The 18,323-nt window shown below is 64.8% G+C and carries 18 protein-coding genes and 2 tRNA genes; 16 read left to right on the forward strand and 4 right to left on the reverse strand.

Features of this window, described 5'->3' with window-relative positions:
* The first annotated feature begins 51 nt into the window (after positions 1-51).
* Entirely contained in the window at positions 52-528 is a 477-nt protein-coding gene (locus G9Q80_RS19375; protein WP_069209949.1) for an Lrp/AsnC family transcriptional regulator, read from the forward strand.
* Positions 529-549: 21 nt separating this feature from the next.
* Positions 550-1,641: an N-acetylglucosamine-6-phosphate deacetylase gene (locus G9Q80_RS19380; protein WP_088715814.1), complete on the forward strand. Its 1,092-nt coding sequence runs from the start codon at positions 550-552 to the stop codon at positions 1,639-1,641.
* Positions 1,642-1,653: 12 nt separating this feature from the next.
* Here the strand turns inward: G9Q80_RS19380 and G9Q80_RS19385 are convergent, their stop codons facing one another.
* Both G9Q80_RS19385 and G9Q80_RS19390 read right to left on the reverse strand, forming a co-directional pair.
* Positions 1,654-4,047, reverse strand: coding sequence for an ATP-dependent helicase (locus G9Q80_RS19385; protein ID WP_088715813.1), 2,394 nt, complete (start codon positions 4,045-4,047; stop codon positions 1,654-1,656).
* A 101-nt stretch (positions 4,048-4,148) separates the two neighbouring features.
* Positions 4,149-4,637: a hypothetical protein gene (locus G9Q80_RS19390; RefSeq protein ID WP_069209952.1), complete on the reverse strand. Its 489-nt coding sequence runs from the start codon at positions 4,635-4,637 to the stop codon at positions 4,149-4,151.
* A 123-nt stretch (positions 4,638-4,760) separates the two neighbouring features.
* On the opposite strand from G9Q80_RS19390, the gene G9Q80_RS19395 reads away from it, so the two are divergent.
* The 11 genes from G9Q80_RS19395 to hisH all read left to right on the forward strand — a co-directional run bounded on the left by G9Q80_RS19395 (position 4,761) and on the right by hisH (position 15,626).
* Positions 4,761-5,918, forward strand: a complete 1,158-nt coding sequence (locus G9Q80_RS19395) for an alpha-hydroxy acid oxidase (RefSeq protein WP_088715875.1) — start codon at positions 4,761-4,763, stop codon at positions 5,916-5,918.
* Positions 5,919-6,014: 96 nt separating this feature from the next.
* On the forward strand, positions 6,015-9,458 hold the full coding sequence (gene pyc / locus G9Q80_RS19400) for a pyruvate carboxylase (protein WP_088715812.1): 3,444 nt from the start codon (positions 6,015-6,017) through the stop codon (positions 9,456-9,458).
* A gap of 202 nt (positions 9,459-9,660) precedes the next feature.
* Positions 9,661-10,245: a DUF2314 domain-containing protein gene (locus G9Q80_RS19405; protein ID WP_088715811.1), complete on the forward strand. Its 585-nt coding sequence runs from the start codon at positions 9,661-9,663 to the stop codon at positions 10,243-10,245.
* A 3-nt stretch (positions 10,246-10,248) separates the two neighbouring features.
* Positions 10,249-10,632: a VOC family protein gene (locus G9Q80_RS19410; RefSeq protein WP_088715810.1), complete on the forward strand. Its 384-nt coding sequence runs from the start codon at positions 10,249-10,251 to the stop codon at positions 10,630-10,632.
* A gap of 77 nt (positions 10,633-10,709) precedes the next feature.
* Positions 10,710-11,606, forward strand: coding sequence for a helix-turn-helix transcriptional regulator (locus tag G9Q80_RS19415; RefSeq protein WP_088715809.1), 897 nt, complete (start codon positions 10,710-10,712; stop codon positions 11,604-11,606).
* A gap of 98 nt (positions 11,607-11,704) precedes the next feature.
* Positions 11,705-11,779, forward strand: a tRNA-Gly gene (locus G9Q80_RS19420).
* Positions 11,780-11,847: 68 nt separating this feature from the next.
* Positions 11,848-11,922 (forward strand) — tRNA-Gly (locus G9Q80_RS19425).
* A gap of 198 nt (positions 11,923-12,120) precedes the next feature.
* Positions 12,121-13,170 (forward strand): COG3904 family protein, encoded by a 1,050-nt coding sequence (locus G9Q80_RS19430; RefSeq protein WP_088715808.1) that lies wholly within the window; start codon positions 12,121-12,123, stop codon positions 13,168-13,170.
* Positions 13,171-13,260: 90 nt separating this feature from the next.
* On the forward strand, positions 13,261-14,298 hold the full coding sequence (locus G9Q80_RS19435) for a COG3904 family protein (protein WP_088715807.1): 1,038 nt from the start codon (positions 13,261-13,263) through the stop codon (positions 14,296-14,298).
* Between the two features lie 65 nt (positions 14,299-14,363).
* Entirely contained in the window at positions 14,364-14,951 is a 588-nt protein-coding gene (gene hisB / locus G9Q80_RS19440) for an imidazoleglycerol-phosphate dehydratase HisB (protein ID WP_069209959.1), read from the forward strand.
* Between the two features lie 39 nt (positions 14,952-14,990).
* Positions 14,991-15,626 (forward strand): imidazole glycerol phosphate synthase subunit HisH, encoded by a 636-nt coding sequence (gene hisH / locus G9Q80_RS19445; RefSeq protein WP_088715806.1) that lies wholly within the window; start codon positions 14,991-14,993, stop codon positions 15,624-15,626.
* 105 nt (positions 15,627-15,731) lie between these two features.
* Here the strand turns inward: hisH and G9Q80_RS19450 are convergent, their stop codons facing one another.
* Both G9Q80_RS19450 and G9Q80_RS19455 read right to left on the reverse strand, forming a co-directional pair.
* Positions 15,732-16,124 carry a DUF2147 domain-containing protein gene (locus G9Q80_RS19450; protein WP_088715805.1) on the reverse strand — a complete coding sequence of 131 codons (393 nt, stop codon included), beginning with the start codon at positions 16,122-16,124 and terminating at the stop codon, positions 15,732-15,734.
* Between the two features lie 119 nt (positions 16,125-16,243).
* Positions 16,244-16,627: a DUF2147 domain-containing protein gene (locus G9Q80_RS19455; RefSeq protein WP_074621447.1), complete on the reverse strand. Its 384-nt coding sequence runs from the start codon at positions 16,625-16,627 to the stop codon at positions 16,244-16,246.
* Positions 16,628-16,762: 135 nt separating this feature from the next.
* Between G9Q80_RS19455 and hisA the strand changes: the two genes are divergently transcribed.
* The 3 genes from hisA to G9Q80_RS19470 all read left to right on the forward strand — a co-directional run bounded on the left by hisA (position 16,763) and on the right by G9Q80_RS19470 (position 18,268).
* Positions 16,763-17,485: a 1-(5-phosphoribosyl)-5-[(5-phosphoribosylamino)methylideneamino]imidazole-4-carboxamide isomerase gene (gene hisA / locus G9Q80_RS19460; protein ID WP_043144179.1), complete on the forward strand. Its 723-nt coding sequence runs from the start codon at positions 16,763-16,765 to the stop codon at positions 17,483-17,485.
* Between the two features lie 52 nt (positions 17,486-17,537).
* On the forward strand, positions 17,538-17,891 hold the full coding sequence (locus G9Q80_RS19465; RefSeq protein WP_088715804.1) for a hypothetical protein: 354 nt from the start codon (positions 17,538-17,540) through the stop codon (positions 17,889-17,891).
* A gap of 161 nt (positions 17,892-18,052) precedes the next feature.
* Positions 18,053-18,268 carry a hypothetical protein gene (locus tag G9Q80_RS19470; protein WP_088715803.1) on the forward strand — a complete coding sequence of 72 codons (216 nt, stop codon included), beginning with the start codon at positions 18,053-18,055 and terminating at the stop codon, positions 18,266-18,268.
* Positions 18,269-18,323 lie beyond the last annotated feature (55 nt).

The raw sequence follows: 18,323 nt of genomic DNA on the forward strand, positions 1-18,323 counted from the left end.
CCCCGCATGACCAACGCTGTGCGCAAAACTCACGCACAAGAAGGGCTAATCATGCGGGAAAGACGCACCCCTCTGGATGAAACGGACATAGCCCTGCTGGACGCGGTCCAGCGGGACGGCCAGGCCACGGCGCAGCAACTGGGAGACCGGCTGCACCTGTCGGCCAGCCAGGCGGGACGTCGGCGGCAACGCCTGGAAGAGGCGCAGGTGATCCAGGGCTACAGCGCGCGGCTGGACCCTGAAAAGCTGGGCCTCGACGTGCAGGCCTTTGTCCAGGTGCAACTTGCCCGCCACGGTGCCGAGGAAGGAATGGGGTTTTCCCGCCTCCTCCGCCTGCGTCCCGAGATCGTCTCGGCCTGGACCATGACTGGCGAGGCGGACTACCTGCTCCGGGTCTATTGCCCCGACCTGCCGGCGCTCAACACGCTGATCCACGAGGTGTTACTGGCGCATCCGGTGGTGGCCCGGGTGCATTCGCAGATCGTCATGGACCAACCCAAACCCGACGCGCCGCTGCCGATCGGCTGAGACCTGCGAGGAGGACCAGGCATGGAAACATTGCGGGGCAGCGTCCTGACCGAAAGCGGATGGATCGCCGGAGAGCTTGGCTTTGCGCACCGCGTGGACAGGATCGAGGGGCAGCCGACAGAAACGCCAGAACCACCCTTTGTCCTGCCCGGCTTTGTCGACCTGCATGTGCATGGCGGGGGCGGCGCGGACATGATGGCCGGGGTCGAGGCGATCCGCACAGCCGCCCAGCTGCATGCCCGGCATGGCACGACCGCGATGCTTGCCACCTCCGTCACCGCGCCCTTTGCCGAGATCGAGAGCTTCCTTGGGGCCGTCGGGTCCGCGATGGCGGCGGACTGGCCCGGCGCGGCCCGCGTGCTGGGCGCACATCTTGAAGGCCCTTTCCTCAACCCAGACAAGCTGGGCGCCCAGCCGGATTTCGCCGTGGCGGCGGATGTAGACGCCCTGCGCCGCTGGCTGACGCTGGCCCCGGTACGGGTGATGACCCTAGCGCCGGAAATGGACCCGGATGACCAGGTGATCGCCGCCGCGCAGGCGGCGGGGGTCAGGGTGCAGCTGGGGCACTCTCTCTGCGACTATGCCCGCGCGGCCGCCTGCCTGCAGGCGGGCTGCGGCGTGACACATCTGTTCAACGCGATGAGCCCGGCAGCACATCGCGGCAACGGGCTGGCAGGTGCGGCACTGGCCCATGCCGATTATGCCGAGATCATCCCGGACCTGCTGCATGTGGAACCGGGCGCCATCCTGGCTGCGCGTCGGGCGATCCCGGGGCTTTACGGCGTGACGGATGCCACTGCGGGCGCCGGGATGCCGGACGGGATGTTTCGCCTGGGCGCGCAGCACGTCCACAAGGCCGAGGGCGCCATGCGGTTGGCGGATGGCACGCTGGCGGGGTCCGCCCTAACGATGGACCAGGCACTGCGCAACCTGGTCGGCATCGGCTTACCTCTGGCCGAGGCGGCGGCGCGGCTTGCCACCTTGCCCGCCGACTGGATCGGACACACCGACATTGGCCGCATTCGCGTCGGCGCCGCTGCCGACCTGTTGGTTCTGGACGGGGCGCTGGACCTCACGCGTGTCTATATCTGCGGTCAGCCCCTGCCCGTCTGAGCGCAACAGGCGCTAGAACGGCACGTCGTCGGCGGCGTGGATGAACCGCGCCACAACCTTCTTGGTGCCCGCCTTCTCAAATTCGATTTCCAGCTTGTCACCCTCGATCCCAAGGATCGTGCCGTAACCGAATTTCTGGTGAAAGACGCGCTCTCCCACCGTGTGGGCCGAAACGGCGTCCAGGTCGATCACCTGGCTGCGGCTCTCGCGCGGCTGGCTGATCGGGCGTTCTCCCTGGCGGGATTGCAGGCGCTTCCAGCCCGGGGAATTGTAGACATTGGCCTCTGCCGCGCGGCTTTCCAACCCCGAGGACATGCCCCCCATGCCGCCCGCGGCACCGTAGCCACCGCCATACAGGCCCGGCGGCGTCAGAACTTCGACGTGCTCTTCGGGCAGTTCGTCGACAAAGCGCGATGGCATCTGTGACTGCCACTGGCCAAAGACCCGCCGGTTGCCCGCGAAAGAGATGGTACAGACCTCTTCGGCGCGGGTGATGCCGACATAGGCCAGGCGCCGTTCCTCTTCGAGGCCCTTGACCCCGCTTTCATCCATGCTGCGCTGCGAGGGGAACAGCCCGTCTTCCCAGCCCGGCAGGAAGACCACCGGAAATTCCAGCCCCTTGGCCGCGTGCAGCGTCATGATCGAAACCTTGGCCCCCTCGGCGTCGGATTCATTGTCCATGACCAGGCTGACGTGTTCCAGGAAACCTAGCAGGTTCTCGAAGCTTTCCAGTGCCTTGACCAGTTCCTTGAGGTTTTCCAGGCGGCCCGGCGCCTCGGGCGTCTTGTCGTTCTGCCACATGGTCGTGTAGCCGGACTCGTCAAGGATGATCTCGGCCAGTTCCATGTGGCTGAGATCCTTGTCCCCGGTCATGCGGCCCCAGCGGGCAAGACCGACAACAAGCTCCCCCAGAGCCTTGGCGCCCTTGCCCTTGATCGCCCCCTGTTCCACCGCCAGCGCCGCGCCGTCCAACAGGCTGACACCGTTTTCGCGGGCGATACGCTGGATGGTCTGCTGCGCCTTGTCGCCAAGGCCGCGTTTCGGCGTGTTGACGATGCGCTCAAAGGCGAGGTCATCGGTGGGCGAGACCACCAGCCGGAAATAGGCCATCGCGTCCCTGATCTCCATCCGCTCGTAAAAGCGGGGGCCGCCGATGACGCGATACGGCAGGCCGATGGTCAGGAAGCGGTCCTCGAAGGCGCGCATCTGGTGGCTGGCGCGGACGAGGATGGCCATGTCGTCAAGGCTGTAGGGGCGCATCCCCCGCGTGCCGCCCTGCATGGATTCGATTTCCTCACCGATCCAGCGGGCCTCTTCCTCGCCGTCCCAATGGCCGATCAGGCGCACCTTCTCGCCCTGCTGTGCCTCGGTCCAGAGTTCCTTGCCCAGACGGCCCTGGTTGCCCCGGATCACACCGCCGGCGGCGGCGAGGATATGCGGGGTCGAACGATAGTTCTGCTCCAGCCGCACCACATGCGCGCCGGGAAAATCCTTTTCGAACCGCAGGATGTTGCCCACCTCGGCACCACGCCAGCCATAGATCGACTGGTCGTCGTCGCCCACGCAGCAGATGTTCTTGTGCCCGCTCGCCAGCAGGCGCAGCCAGAGATACTGCGCCACGTTGGTATCCTGGTATTCGTCCACGAGGATGTAGCGGAACCAGCGCTGGTATTTTTCCAGGATGTCCGGGTGGGTCTGGAAGATGGTGACCACATGCAACAGCAGGTCACCGAAATCGACGGCGTTCAGTTCCAGCAGGCGGCGCTGGTAGGCGGCATAAAGCTCTGGCCCGCGATGGTTGTAGGCGCCCGCGTCAGAGGCGGGGATCTTGTCCGGCGTCAGAGCGCGGTTCTTCCAGCCGTCGATGATATTGGCCAGTTGCCGCGCGGGCCAACGCTTGTCGTCGATGCCCTCTGCCTGGACCAGCTGCTTGAGCAGGCGCAACTGGTCATCGGTGTCGAGGATGGTGAAGTTCGACTTCAGGTGCGGGCCTGCGCCTTCGACCACCGAATCGGCGTCGTCGGTGATCAGCTCCGCGTGGCGACGCAGCAGCTTCACGCAGATCGAGTGGAAGGTGCCCAGCCAGGGCATCCCCTCGACCGTCTGGCCCAGCATCCCCGAGATGCGGTTCTTCATCTCGCGCGCGGCCTTGTTGGTGAAAGTGACCGAGAGGATTTCGTTCGGGCGGGCGCGCCCGGTGTTCAACAGGTGCACAACGCGGGCGGTCAGCGCCTTGGTCTTGCCAGTGCCGGCGCCGGCCAGCATCAGGACAGGCCCGTCGAGCGTTTCCACCGCCTCGCGCTGCGCGGGGTTCAGCTCGTCCAGGTAGGGGGCCGGGCGCGCGGCCATTGCGCGCGCCGACAGCGAGGACGCCTCGAATGCGTCGAATTCATCGAAACTGCTCATGACGCCAATCTAGCGTCAATGCGCGCGCAGGGAAAGCCGTGTTCGCCTTGTGTTCCTTGCCCCGGCGCGGATTTTCAGGCCCCGCCGGGTTCTGCCTGCGCTCAGGCGTGCATGGCCACCTCTGTCGGCATGACAGGTTTTCGCCGCGTGGTCGAGAAGACCGGCAGCGGCACCTCTTGGGCCGGCTTTGGCGCGGCATCGGCGCGCACCGGGGTCATCTTGCAAGCCGCGCGGCCCGCGAGCGAGGCCTGCGCCATGCGCGCCACCATGCGCGGGGACACGCGCCCGTCCAACACGCAATGCAGCGAGGTCACGGCGTCGGAATAGAGATCCGTCGCCTCCCCCACGTCGCGGGCCAGCATCAAGGTGACAAGCCGCGGATTGCGGCGCTGCGCCAGCGCGGTCAGCGCCGCGATTCGTTCCGGACCGCAGTCATCGTCCAGCACCAGCACATCGACCACCGCCCGTTTCAGACAGGTTTCAGCCACGGCATGACTGCCGGACCCGGTGACGTGAATCCCCGCCTCCAGAAAGGCGATCTGGCTGCGTTCAAGCCGGGTGGCATCGTGGTCGACGATCATCGCGTGCATGGGCTGTCCTTTCCGTGTCGATGCCCACACACTCCGTCACGGCACTTAAAATAAGTTGAAGATTTGAGGCGAATGCAGGCCAGGCCGCTTGCGGACCACGGCTTTCCGACGCCAGATACCCGCATGGACCTGCACAGCCGCTACATGACTGTCGCCGATCTGCGCCGCGCCGCGCGGGCTCGCGTGCCACGATTCGCCTGGGCCTACCTGGACACGGCGACGGGAACAGAGGCCACCGCCCGGCGCAATCGCGCGGCGCTCGATTCGGTCCTGTTCACGCCCTCGATCCTCGACGGCGAGGTTGTCCCGGATTTCGCTGTCTCCCTGTTCGGGGAAACCCACCCCCTGCCCTTCGGCGTTGCGCCCGTGGGCCAGTCCGGGCTGCTTTGGCCCGGCGCCGAACGGATGCTGGCACGCGCGGCGACAGGGGCCGGCCTGCCTTACACGCTGTCGCCCGTGGCCAATGCCACGCCCGAGGAGGTCGGCCCCGAGACCGGCGGCAAGGGCTGGTTCCAGCTTTACCCGCCGCGCGACCCCGAGATGCGGCGCGACATGTTGGCGCGTGCGAAGGCCAGCGGCTTTCACGTTTTGGTGGTGACGGTGGATGTGCCCGTGGCCTCGCGCCGGGAACGGCAGGTCAAGGGCGGGCTGGTTCAGCCACCCCGGATCACGCCCCGGATCGCGCTGCAATGTGCGATGCGCCCTGCCTGGTCCCTGGCCCGCCTGCGCGCCGGGATGCCGCGAATGAAAACGCTGGACCGCTATTCGCAGGACATGGCCAGCCGAGACCCGACCGCGCACATCGGCTACCTGCTGCGCACGGCGCCGGACTGGGACTACCTGCGTTGGCTGCGCGAGGCCTGGGACGGGCCGCTGGTGGTCAAGGGTGTGCTCAAAGCCGAGGACGCAGAACGGCTTGAGCGCGAAGGCGTGGATGCGATCTGGGTCTCGAACCACGGCGGGCGGCAGTTCGACGGGGCGCGCAGCGCGGCCTCTTGCCTGCCCGCAGTGCGGGCCGCCACGCAGTTGCCGGTGATCTTCGACAGTGGAATCGAGGGCGGGCTGGACATCTTGCGGGCCGTGGCACTGGGTGCGGATTTCGTCATGCTGGGCCGGGCCTGGCACTATGCCGTTTGCGCGCTTGGCGCTGCGGGCCCCGCGCATCTGGTGGAAATGCTGCGCCGCGACATGGCGGCCAATATCGGGCAGCTGGGTGCCGCGCGGCCTGTCGATCTGCGCGGGAAAGCCGAGTTTGCAAACGCGACCGTCGCGCGGGAATAATTTGCAAACCCCCCTTGCGCTGCGTCGCGGCATCCTCTCAAAGTAATAATATTGCGCAAAACACGCGCAGCTGTGCCGGAGAAGGACCCTCGACACATGGCAGATTTTGAAAAGATCCTGGTAGCGAACCGGGGCGAAATCGCGATCCGCATCATGCGTGCGGCGAACGAGATGGGGAAGAAGACGGTGGCCGTCTTCGCGGAGGAAGACAAGTTGGGGCTGCACCGCTTCAAGGCGGATGAGGCCTATCGCATCGGCGAAGGGCTTGGCCCCGTTCAGGCCTATCTGTCGATCGAAGAGATCATCCGCGTGGCCAAGGCCTCGGGCGCCGACGCGATCCACCCGGGCTATGGCCTGCTGTCGGAAAACCCCGATTTCGTGGATGCCTGCACCGCGGCCGGCATCACCTTTATCGGGCCCAAGGCCGAAACCATGCGCGCCCTGGGCGACAAGGCCAGCGCCCGCAAGGTGGCTGTTCAGGCCGGCGTGCCCGTGATCCCCGCGACCGAGGTGTTGGGCGACGATTTCGAGGCCATCGCCAAAGAGGCGGAGGAGATCGGTTATCCGCTGATGCTCAAGGCCTCCTGGGGCGGCGGCGGACGCGGGATGCGTCCGATCGAAGGCCCCAAGGAACTCAAGGACAAGGTGCTTGAAGGCCGGCGCGAGGCCGAAGCCGCCTTCGGCAACGGCGAGGGCTATCTTGAAAAGATGATCACCCGCGCCCGCCACGTCGAGGTGCAGATCCTCGGCGACAAGCAGGGCAACATCTACCACCTCTATGAGCGCGACTGTTCCGTGCAGCGGCGCAACCAGAAAGTCGTGGAACGCGCCCCTGCCCCCTACCTGTCCGAGGCGCAGCGCGAGGAGCTTTGCGAGCTGGGCCGCAAGATCTGCGCCCATGTGAACTATGAATGCGCGGGCACCGTCGAATTCCTGATGGATATGGAGACGGGCAAGTTCTACTTCATCGAGGTGAACCCCCGCGTGCAGGTGGAACACACCGTCACCGAGGAAGTGACCGGCATCGACATCGTGCAGGCACAGATCCTGATCGCCGAGGGCAAGTCGCTGGCCGAGGCCACCGGCAAGGCGTCGCAGTACGATATCCGCCTGATGGGCCACGCGCTGCAGACCCGGATCACGACCGAGGACCCGTCGAACAACTTCATCCCCGACTATGGCCGGATCACCGCCTTCCGCTCGGCCACCGGCATGGGCATCCGCCTCGATGGCGGCACCGCCTACGCGGGCGGCGTCATCACCCGGTTCTACGATTCGCTGCTGGTCAAGGTGACGGCCAAGGCCCCGACGCCTGAAAAGGCCATCGCCCGGATGGACCGGGCGCTGCGCGAATTCCGTATCCGGGGCGTGACCACGAACATCGAGTTCGTGATCAACCTGCTGAAACACCCGACGTTCCTGAACAACCAGTACACGACCAAGTTCATTGACACGACGCCGGAGCTGTTCGACTTCAAGAAGCGGCGCGACCGCGGCACAAAGGTGCTGACCTATATCGCGGATATCACGGTGAACGGTCACCCCGAGGTACAGGGCCGTGCCATGCCGCACCCGGACCTGAAACCTGCGCGCCCGCCGAAGGTGCCGCTGGAGACGCCGCCCGCAGGCACCAAGACCCTGCTGGACGAACAAGGCCCGCAAGCGGTCGCCGACTGGCTGGCAGCACAGAAACAGGTGCTGATCACCGACACCACCATGCGGGACGGGCACCAGTCGCTCTTGGCGACGCGGATGCGCAGCCTCGACATGATCCAGGTGGCGCCGGCCTATGCGCACAAGCTGCCGCAGCTTTTCAGCGTCGAATGCTGGGGCGGGGCGACCTTCGACGTGGCCTACCGCTTCTTGCAGGAATGCCCCTGGCAGCGCCTGCGTGACCTGCGCGAACGGATGCCGAACCTGATGACGCAGATGCTGCTGCGCGGTGCCAACGGGGTGGGCTATACCAACTATCCCGACAACGTGGTGCAGTTCTTTGTCAAACAGGCGGCCGAAACGGGCGTCGACGTCTTCCGCGTCTTCGACAGCCTCAACTGGGTCGAGAACATGCGCGTCGCAATGGACGCGGTGCTGGAAACCAACAAGATCTGCGAAGGCACGGTCTGTTACACCGGCGACATCCTTGATCCCGACCGGGCCAAGTACGACCTGAAATACTATGTCGCGATGGGCAAGGAACTGCGCGACGCGGGCGCACATATCCTTGGCCTCAAGGACATGGCCGGTCTCTTGAAACCCAATGCGGCGGCGGCACTGGTCAAGACGCTCAAGGAAGAGGTCGGCCTGCCGATCCACTTCCACACGCATGACACCTCGGGTGCGGCCATCGCCACCATCATGGAAGCGGCCCGGGCGGGCGTGGACGCGGTGGATGCGGCGATGGATGCGCTCTCGGGCAACACCTCGCAGCCGACGCTGGGCTCGATCGTAGAGGGCCTGCGCTTTACCGAGCGCGACACCGGGCTGGACATGGCCGCGATCCGAGAGATCTCGAACTACTGGGAGGCGGTGCGCGGCCAGTACGCGGCCTTTGAATCGGGGATGCAGTCGCCCGCGTCCGAGGTCTACCTGCACGAGATGCCGGGCGGCCAGTTCACCAACCTCAAGGCGCAGGCACGGTCCCTGGGACTTGAGGAACGCTGGCACGAGGTGGCGCAGACCTATGCGGACGTGAACCAGATGTTCGGCGATATCGTCAAGGTCACGCCCTCGTCCAAGGTGGTGGGCGACATGGCCCTGATGATGGTCAGCCAGGGCCTGACACGGGCGGATGTCGAGGACCCCAAGAAGGACCTCAGCTTCCCCGACTCGGTCATCGACATGATGAAAGGCAACCTTGGCCAACCCCCGGGCGGCTGGCCGAAGAAGATCCAGAAGAAGATCCTCAAGGACGACAAGCCCTTTACCGAACGTCCTGGTCTGAAGGCGGCGCCGATCAACATCGACGACGCCCGCAAGGAACTGGAAGGCAAGCTCGAAGGTGTCGTCTTCGACGACGAGGACCTGAACGGCTACCTGATGTATCCCAAGGTCTTTACCGACTACGCAGCCCGGCACGAGACCTACGGCCCGGTGCGCACCCTGCCCACGCGGACCTTCTTTTACGGGATGGAGCCGGGCGAGGAGATCACCGCCGAGATCGACCCGGGCAAAACGCTGGAAATCCGCCTGCAGGCGGTGGGCGAAACCCATGACGATGGCGAGGTGCGGGTCTTCTTCGAGTTGAACGGCCAGCCGCGCACCATCCGCGTGCCCGACCGCAAGGCGCAAGGGTCCAGCGCGGCACGCCCCAAGGCAGAGCTGGGCAACCCCTGCCACATCGGCGCCCCGATGCCGGGCGTGGTCGCGACGGTCGCCGTTTCTGTCGGCCAGCAGGTCAAGGAAGGCGACCTTCTGCTGACCATCGAGGCCATGAAGATGGAAACCGGCCTGCACGCCGAACGGGACGGCACCGTCAAGGCGGTGCATGTCACCCCGGGCGGCCAGATCGACGCCAAGGACCTGCTTGTCGAGCTGGAGTGAGTGCCGGCCTCATCCAAGATCTGAGAACAGCCCCGCAAGGGGCTGTTTTTCTTTTCCCCTTCGGGATATCCACAACGTGACGGCACAGGGTCCCCGCCCTGTGGACAAGCCGATTTCACCCGACAGCCCAAGACGTTGCCGCACGCGGGTCCGACGGCTATGATCCCCCTGCTGACATTCCAGAATCGGGAAGGATTCCCGCATGCTCTTTCGCCGGACGACCGCCATGCTCTGCGCCCTGATGGCGCTTGCGCTCGCGGCTCGCAGCGCGACCGACGGCGAGATCCCCTTCGACACCCCCGGCCCGGTCATCGAGATCCCCGAGGACGCCCTGCCCCCGGGGGAGCTGGACGTGCTGAAGGTCCGCAGCAGCGACCCGGCGATGAACCGCGCCTTCGGGCTGGCCCGCGCGTCCTTGCCTGCCGCGCTCTCGGGCACGGAAAAGAAATACGGGTTCTTCTCGCCCTCGCTTGCGCTTTACGTTGCGGTGCGGGTCGATGACCCGGACAAGCGGATCGAATTCGTCTGGGTCGACAATATCCGGCGCAAGGGCAAAGGCTTCACCGGCAAGCTGGCCAGCCAGCCGCGTTTCATGCCCGGCAAGCGCCTGCGCGCCCCGATCGACTTTCTGAACCCGCAGATCGCGGATTGGGCCGTGCAAGCCCGGGATGGACGCTATTACGGCTATTTCACCACGCGCGCGCGACTGAAACGCATCGAAGAGCCGCTGGCCAGTGAATTGCGGGCCTTGCTGGTGGACACCCCCGTTCCGCAACTCTGGCAATAGGCCATGCACCTGGCCCTTGTCGCGATCCTTGTCCCCTCCTACGACTCGGGCCTTGCCTTTTTCGTCGACGGGCTTGGCTTTGAACTGATCGAGGACAGCGACCTAGGTGGCGGCAAACGCTGGGTGCGCGTGGCCCCGAAAGCTGCACAGACCCAGTTCCTTCTGGCCCGCGCCGTGGGCCCACAGCGCGACCATATCGGACAGCAAGGCGGTGGACGGGTCTGGCTGTTCCTGCACACGCAGGATTTTGCAGGTGATCGTGACCGACTGGTCGCAGCCGGCGCGCAGTTCGAAGAAGAGCCAAGGCACGAAGCCTACGGCACCGTTGCCGTCTTTCGCGATCCTTTCGACAATCGCTGGGACCTGATCGAACCCGCCGGGGACTGAGCCGCAGCACCTGTCAATTCTGCCAGTCTCGGGAAATCCCTACTGTCCTTTTCGACGCCGCTACGGAAAGTGTCTGCATGACACATTTCGACGGCACCGCCTTGAAGGGCACCGAAAAATTCATTCCCTCAAGACTGCTGGATTTCCTCGTCCGGCTGGAAGCAACGACCACAACCGAAGACGTCTGGGACCTGATCGTCTGCCTCGCCGACGGCATGGGGCTGGAGGTGGTCGATTATGTCTACGCCACTGATTTCCGAAACTGGGAGCAGACGCAATTCATTCGCACGACGATCGACTCGCGCTGGTTCGACTACCTGCGCCGATTTCCGCATATCCGGCACACCTCTGCCTTTCGGATGCATGGCTGCCGCTACCTGACCCCCATCATGGTGGGCGAGGAATACCTCGACGAGATGGGCGAGATTTCGGAGGATCGGCGCCGCCATGTCCGGATCGGCGCCGAGATGGGGATGCGGGCCGGGATCTCTATCCCGCTGCGCATGGGCGATCCGGGTCAGGCCGCGCTGATCACGCTTGGCGGTGATCTGGACAGGGCCGATTTCGACGCCCTGCTGGAACGGCACGGCTGGACCATCCACGCCGCCATGTTGAGCGCCCACACGCGCTATACCGAGCTGTTCAAGCTGGAATTCATCGAGCGCAACCAACTGACCGACAAGCAGAAAGAGATGCTGCGACTGGTCGGACAGGGCCTGATGGACAAGCAGATCGCCCATGAACTGGGGATTTCGTTTTCCGCCGTGCGCCAGAGGATGGCCACGGTGCAGCAAAAGACCGGCGCACAGAACCGTGCCGACCTGGCGGCACTTGCGGCACGGGCCGGACTGGTCTCGGATCCGCTGCTGCGGGCGCATGGCGATGACCTGACGGTGTTCCTGTGCACCGGTGACGGCAAGACCGGGACAGAGGTCCGGCGCCCCGGTGCAAGCCCGCCCGCGGCCGCCGAATAGCCCTATGACAGGTGCACGGATCAAAAGCGACGGGCACGTGCATTTTCCTCTTGCACCCCCGCGCCGTAGAGGCTAATTCCGCGCTCACCATTTGGCACGCGGGCGTAGCTCAGGGGTAGAGCATAACCTTGCCAAGGTTAGGGTCGGGCGTTCGAATCGCCTCGCCCGCTCCAAATGGCCGGATTTCCTCGGGCGGCACCCACCGCCAAGACACGAGGGACCGGAACGACAAGATGGTTTCGCGGGCGTAGCTCAGGGGTAGAGCATAACCTTGCCAAGGTTAGGGTCGGGCGTTCGAATCGCCTCGCCCGCTCCATCTGTCACTTTCTTCTGATCTTGAAATCCCAGTCCCGCATCCCACCTGCGGTGCAATGCGCCGTAGATATCCCTCAGGGAATTGCCCGCAACTCTGTCGACGCTGAAGCTGTCCGCACCTGAACCGCGTGCGCCATCAGTGGTTTACATGGCGCGCGACGCTGGTTAGCGTCACAAGGTTCATTCTAGGGGTATCGTGATGAAGGTAATTTTCCTGGCTGTCGTTCTTGGCACCTGCGCGCTCACTGCCGCTGCAGATCCCATGCGCTTTGAAAAACGCTGGTTGGGCGGAAACTGCATCAGTTGCGCGTGGACCTCTGCCGAGGGGGAAATCACCGAGGAGACGCCAGAGGCGTTCCGGACGTATCTCCGGGAAAACGGCATTGGCTACAGTCTCAACCTGGATTCCCCCGGCGGCAATCTCGGCGCCGCCATCGCCTTGGGGCGTTTGTTCCGCGAAAAGGGCATTCGCACAACCGTCGGTCGCAGCGCGCCCATGCCGGACATGCCGCAATATGACCAGCGGATCGACGGCGGCACATGCGAATCCGCCTGTGTCTTTGCCCTGATCGGCGGAACCAGCCGCCAGGCAGACAGCGGCGAACTGGGCGTGCACCAGTTCCACAGCCCCGATGGCAGCAACATCCCGACCGCCGCCACGCAGCAGATCATGGGCCAGCTTGTCCTCTACCTGATCGAGATGGGGGTCAGCGCCGAACTCTTGACCCTGGCCAGCAAGATCCCGGGTGACCAGATGCACTATCTGTCCGAGCCGGAACTAGCGCGCCTCGGCATCAGCACGGAAAGCAGCCGTTCGCCACTCCGCCTCGAAACCGGGGATGGGGGGCTGGTGGCCCGCTGGGACTCCCTTGGCTCGGACGGCCATCTCGACAGGGCCTATAGCCTGCGATGTTCGCGTGGGCATTCGGGCTGGTTGCTCTCGGTCCTCGATACGGGAATCCGTGCAAACAACGGCGTGCCCGACCGGCAAAGAGGGGCACCGGACATGCAGGTCGCCCTGGGGGGCACGGCCTACCCGATGCCTTTTGACACTGTCATCGAACTGGGTCCCCGAGGAGACGACTATTTCCTCACGGTCCGCCTGCCCGCCGATCTGCATCGCCACGTCGGCAAAGACCTTCGCTTCCAGACCAACCGGATGACTAATTTCAAATACGTCCTCTCGGCGCAGGGAACCGTCCCGGACAAGACGACGCTGGATGTTCTCACCCGCGCTTGTGGGGACTGACGGACGCGCCTCGACAGTCCGTGCCATCAGAAGTTTACAGCGCACCCGACGCTGATTAACGTCAGCGCGATTTCGACACCCGGAGTTTCCATGATGCGTTTCCTTCTTGCCACCGCCCTGTGCATTGCCACCTCCGCCGCCGGTGCGGATCCGATGACCTTCAAGCGGGCCTCCAGCGGCGGAATGTGCGTCGGCTGCACCTGGGTCGCCGCCGCAGGAGAGATCACCGCCGATACCCCCGACGCCTTCCGCGCCTTTCTCGAAAAGACCGGGGTCGAAGGTCACATCGAGCTTGATTCACCGGGTGGGAACCTTGGCGCGGCCATTGCTCTCGGACGGTTGTTTCGCGAACATGACCTGTCTGTCAGCATCGGTCGCACGGAATTCTTCGACGGTTTTGCAGAAACCCTGCAGGGCGAAGGCACCTGCGAATCCGCCTGCGCATTCGCCCTGCTCGGCGGCCGGGAACGCTGGGTCGAACCGGGCCAACTCGGCGTGCACCAGTTTTATGCACCACAAGGCCAGGAATTGCCCACTTCGGCGACGCAGCAGATCATGGGGCAGATTGTGCTCTACCTGGTCGAAATGGGCATCAGCGCCGAACTTGTGACTCTGTCTAGCCAGGTTGCCCCCGGCGCCATGCACTACCTGAACGCGGAGGAACTGTCGCGCCTACGCATCGCGGCGGCCCGGCAGGACACAACCCGCGTCGAGGTGGCCGAGGGCGGGTTGGTTCTGCGTTGGGACATCCTGTTCGACAATGGGGCGCCGGAAACGGAATTCACCCTGCGCTGTTCGCAGGGACAGGAAGGCTGGCTGCTGACCATTCGTGACCACTCGGCAAAAGAGTACATCTATTCCTTTGACCCGGCCAAGGCGGACGACATGACTCTGACCATCGGTGAAGAGCGTATTCCCATGTGGCAGGCACACCATATCGCCAGCGGCGTCGACGACGATGTGCATTGGATGACCCTGGGCCTGCCGGTGAATCCCAAGGACCACACCGGCAAGCGTTTCTTCTTTGAAAGCAACGACCTGCCCCGCGAACGCGGCGTGTTGTCCGGAGGAGGTCAGTTCCCCGACGCCGCCACGCTGGACGCGATGCTGCGCGCCTGTGGGGACTGAGCGCCCTCCCCCTTTGACGCCGCCGCCGCCATGCCTATAAGGGGCCGACTTCAGGGGACAAGATGATGCGCACCGCCAAGATCACCCGCAAGACCGCCGAGACCGAGATCAGTGTCGAGGTCAACCTCGACGGCACCGGCACTTACGACAATGAAACCGGCGTCGGTTTCTTCGACCACATGCTGGACCAGCTTTCGCGCCACGCGCTGATCGACATGACTGTACGGGCCAAGGGCGACCTGCATGTGGACGATCACCATACGGTCGAGGACGTGGGCATCGCCCTGGGTCAGGCACTGACCCAGGCGATGGGCGACAAGACGGGCATCGTGCGTTACGGCTCCTGCCTGCTGCCGATGGACGATGCGCTGGTCCGCGCCGCGCTGGACCTGTCCGCGCGCCCCTTCCTGGTCTGGAACCTGGACCTGCCCAGCCAGAAGATCGGCACCTTCGACACCGAACTGGTGCGCGAGTTCTTCCAGGCGCTCAGTACGCATGGCGGCATCACCCTGCACATCGACGGCCTGCACGGCGTCAACAGCCACCACATCACAGAGGCCGCCTTCAAGGCCGTGGCACGCGCCCTGCGCGACGCGCTGGAAACCGATCCGCGCAAGGCGGATGCGGTGCCCTCGACCAAGGGCGCGCTCTAGCCTGCCCCCCGAAACGATCCGCTGACCAAGGAGGCCGCGATGCTGACGGCAATCATCGACTACGAAAGCGGCAACCTGCATTCCGCCGAAAAGGCGTTTCAGAAGATGGCGCTGGAAACCGGGGCGGGCGAGGTGCGCGTCACCGACGACCCCGACATGGTGGCCCGGGCCGATCGCATCGTGCTGCCCGGCGATGGCGCCTTTCCCGCCTGTGCCTCGGCGCTGCGCAACTCTGGCTGTTTCGAGGCGATGATCGAGGCGGTGGAAACCCGCGGACAGCCTTTCCTGGGCATCTGCGTGGGCATGCAGCTGATGGCACGAGTGGGCCATGAATACGCCGAGACGCCGGGCCTGGGCTGGATCGACGGCGAGGTCGAGGTGATCGCACCAACAGACAAGACGCTGAAGGTCCCGCACATGGGCTGGAACGACCTGGTGATCGACAATCCGCACCCGGTGCTGGACGGGATCGCCACCGGCGAACACGCCTATTTCGTGCATTCCTACCAGATGCGCCTGAACGACCCGGCACAGCGGGTCGCCCATGTCGATTATGGTGGCGATGTCACCGCCATCGTGGCGCGCGACACCATGATCGGCCTGCAGTTCCACCCGGAAAAAAGCGCCGGGGCCGGACTGCGCATGATTGCAAACTTCCTGACCTGGCAACCCTGAACACGCCTTCCCGGCCCCTGCCTGGTCGGAACGGCTTCTTTGGTTTGAAAAATACCTCGGGGGAGTCGACCGGAGGGAGACGGGGGCAGAGCCCCCGCCCCGGCCTCAGTTGGCGCGGACCCAGGTCTGGCCGTCGCAGACCAGCCCCTTGCAGCCCGTCACGCGCAGCCTGTTGCCCGACAGTTCCGCCTTGGCATTGGCCTGGACATTCAACAGCGGCACATGGACGGTTCCGCCCGCATAGTTGCCCGATCCTGCGGGCTTGAGATCCCAGAACAGCCGCTTGCCGACATTCGCAGTCTGCACCTCGCGCCCCTGCGGATCAAAGGCCTTGAGCACCGTGCCGCAAAGCGCGGCGCCGCAGGTGTCGATGCGGATCAGGCTGGTCAGGTTCTTGCGGTCGGGTTCCGTGTGCCAGAGACCGACGGCCGGATCGGCAAGAGCGGGGGCCGCCAGGCTACCGAGAACAAGCGGCAGAAACAGGCGAAAGCGGGGCATGAGATGCGTCCTTTGATACAGAAGTTTCGGGACTGAACCCTAGCACGCATGTGGTAGCCGCGCGGCGCATTTCCAGAGGCCGAACGCCCGTCCGCAAGATATTGCCGGTCACGGCCCTCTTATTGTACCCGTCGCCAGGTCTGCGCCGAACAGATCAACCCGCCCGCCACGCAGCCGCGCAGTTTCAGGCGGCTGCCGTCCAGGGTCATCTTGCCGAGGTAGATCTTGTTGTTCGACGGGCGCCAGACCTTGCCCTCGTACTTGCCGTTGCCCTGCGGGACCATGTCGATCACCAAGGTCTTGCCCCTGGTCGGAGAGGCATATTCGCCGCCCGCGTTGAAGGTGCGCGCGATCTGCCCACAGATCTTGCCCCCGCAGGGCGCCATCACGATATGCGCATAAGAGCCGTCGTCGGGTTCGGTCTGCCAGGTGCCTTCGATCGGGTCCGCCGCAGCCGCACCGGCCGCCAATCCGCAAACTGCCGCAATCTTGAGTAATTTCATGCCCGTCTCCTCCCGTTCAGGTCATTTCGACTGTGTCGGCGGCGCAAGTCCCCGATCAAGCATGACGCAAGGTCGCGTTGCATCTATCGTGGCGTCATACTAAGGCGCGGCAAAACTCTGAAAGGGCAGCCCGAAATGATCCTTTATCCCGCGATCGACCTGAAGGACGGCAAGGCCGTGCGCCTGCTGCGCGGCGACATGGACAAGGCGACCGTCTTCAACGACGATCCCGCCGCCCAGGCGCTGGAATTCGTGGCGCAGGGCTGTGAGTGGCTGCACCTTGTCGACCTCAACGGCGCCTTTGCCGGAGAGCCGGTGAACGCCGCCGCCGTCGAGGCGATCCTGAAACAGACCAAGACGCCGACCCAGCTGGGTGGTGGCATCCGCGACATGGCCACCATCGAGATGTGGCTGGGCAAGGGCCTGTCGCGGGTCATCCTGGGCACCGTTGCCGTCGAACGCCCCGAGCTGGTGCGCGAGGCGGCGCGCGCTTTCCCCGGACAGGTGGCCGTGGGCATCGACGCCAAGGACGGCCGCGTGGCCACCAAGGGCTGGGCCGAGGTCACGCAGGTGGATGCCGTGGACCTTGCGCGCAGCTACGAAGACGCGGGCGTGGCGGCGATCATCTACACCGACATCAACCGCGACGGCGCCATGCAGGGCCCGAACGTCGAGGCGACGGCGGCCCTGGCCAACGCGGTGACGATCCCGGTGATCGCCTCGGGCGGCGTGTCGTCGATCAAGGACCTCAAGGCCCTGCGCGACTGCGGGGCGCCCCTGAACGGTGCCATATCGGGGCGCGCGCTTTATGACGGCGCCATCGACCTCAAGGCCGCGCTCGAGGCGCTCAAGGCATAAGGTCTGGAAATCCGGACTGCCAGTACCGCTCTCACTGGGCGATGTTGCGCCCATGAGCCTCTCCACGCTTTACTCGTGCCTGCCGTTTATCGCGCTGATCCTTGCCTGGTTGTGCCGGTTGGCATTTGCACGTGTTGTCCTGATCCCGGTGGCACTCCTTATTCTGTCAGGGCACGCGCAGGTACTTTGGACAGATCGTTACCTGCGCAGCATCGGTTGCCATGGCAACGTCTTGAAGGGCATGACCTGCCCAGAATGGCCTTTGCTCGCACGCATCGCCTATGCCCATCAAGAGTGGGGCCTATTTTCCGCCCTCGCCGGCATGACCCTGCTGCCAACCTTGATGCTGGTAGTGGTTGTCGCCGAAGGGTACGAGAGAGTCGTTGCACGCAAGGCCAATCCCTGACCCCGCACTTGCCAACACCACTGATCTAAAGTAACTCGCCCGTGGCGGAGGAGGTCAGCTTGCCCAGCGCCCAAAGGACCAGGTCGGGACTTCCTGACTGCGCCGCCTTCCGGCGGCTTGGTAAACATCCTTCCCAGACAAGTTCCCAAAAGGACCGTTTCATGTTCATGGCCGCGATCTGGATCGTAAACGTGATCTTTTCCGTGCTGGAAAACCCGGAAAAAGGCGGGCCTTTCCGTCCGAACGACCTGTTGTGGAATGCGCGTCTGCCGCTGGGCTACTACCTTGTCCCCGCCACCACCCTGCACCGCGTTGCCCGTTCACGGCCAAGCGTTTTCAGACTGCAGGTCTCCCGGGGCGCGCCCTCGCTTTCATGAGCGGCCCGGGGCGTGCCCGCCAGAGCGGTCGCGCCCGGCCCTCTCCCCCCTTCCC

Origin of the sequence: Mameliella sp. LZ-28 (genome assembly GCF_012274245.1) — a bacterium.
Classification (GTDB): Bacteria; Pseudomonadota; Alphaproteobacteria; order Rhodobacterales; family Rhodobacteraceae; genus Antarctobacter; species Antarctobacter albus.

Coding starts and splice junctions, on each gene's coding strand:
- G9Q80_RS19375 (WP_069209949.1), top strand. CDS start 52: ATGCGGGAAAGACGCACCCCTCTGGATGAAACGGACATAGCCCTGCTG.
- G9Q80_RS19380 (WP_088715814.1), top strand. CDS start 550: ATGGAAACATTGCGGGGCAGCGTCCTGACCGAAAGCGGATGGATCGCC.
- G9Q80_RS19385 (WP_088715813.1), bottom strand. CDS start 4,047: ATGAGCAGTTTCGATGAATTCGACGCATTCGAGGCGTCCTCGCTGTCG.
- G9Q80_RS19390 (WP_069209952.1), bottom strand. CDS start 4,637: ATGCACGCGATGATCGTCGACCACGATGCCACCCGGCTTGAACGCAGC.
- G9Q80_RS19395 (WP_088715875.1), top strand. CDS start 4,761: ATGGACCTGCACAGCCGCTACATGACTGTCGCCGATCTGCGCCGCGCC.
- pyc (WP_088715812.1), top strand. CDS start 6,015: ATGGCAGATTTTGAAAAGATCCTGGTAGCGAACCGGGGCGAAATCGCG.
- G9Q80_RS19405 (WP_088715811.1), top strand. CDS start 9,661: ATGCTCTTTCGCCGGACGACCGCCATGCTCTGCGCCCTGATGGCGCTT.
- G9Q80_RS19410 (WP_088715810.1), top strand. CDS start 10,249: ATGCACCTGGCCCTTGTCGCGATCCTTGTCCCCTCCTACGACTCGGGC.
- G9Q80_RS19415 (WP_088715809.1), top strand. CDS start 10,710: ATGACACATTTCGACGGCACCGCCTTGAAGGGCACCGAAAAATTCATT.
- G9Q80_RS19430 (WP_088715808.1), top strand. CDS start 12,121: ATGAAGGTAATTTTCCTGGCTGTCGTTCTTGGCACCTGCGCGCTCACT.
- G9Q80_RS19435 (WP_088715807.1), top strand. CDS start 13,261: ATGATGCGTTTCCTTCTTGCCACCGCCCTGTGCATTGCCACCTCCGCC.
- hisB (WP_069209959.1), top strand. CDS start 14,364: ATGCGCACCGCCAAGATCACCCGCAAGACCGCCGAGACCGAGATCAGT.
- hisH (WP_088715806.1), top strand. CDS start 14,991: ATGCTGACGGCAATCATCGACTACGAAAGCGGCAACCTGCATTCCGCC.
- G9Q80_RS19450 (WP_088715805.1), bottom strand. CDS start 16,124: ATGCCCCGCTTTCGCCTGTTTCTGCCGCTTGTTCTCGGTAGCCTGGCG.
- G9Q80_RS19455 (WP_074621447.1), bottom strand. CDS start 16,627: ATGAAATTACTCAAGATTGCGGCAGTTTGCGGATTGGCGGCCGGTGCG.
- hisA (WP_043144179.1), top strand. CDS start 16,763: ATGATCCTTTATCCCGCGATCGACCTGAAGGACGGCAAGGCCGTGCGC.
- G9Q80_RS19465 (WP_088715804.1), top strand. CDS start 17,538: ATGAGCCTCTCCACGCTTTACTCGTGCCTGCCGTTTATCGCGCTGATC.
- G9Q80_RS19470 (WP_088715803.1), top strand. CDS start 18,053: ATGTTCATGGCCGCGATCTGGATCGTAAACGTGATCTTTTCCGTGCTG.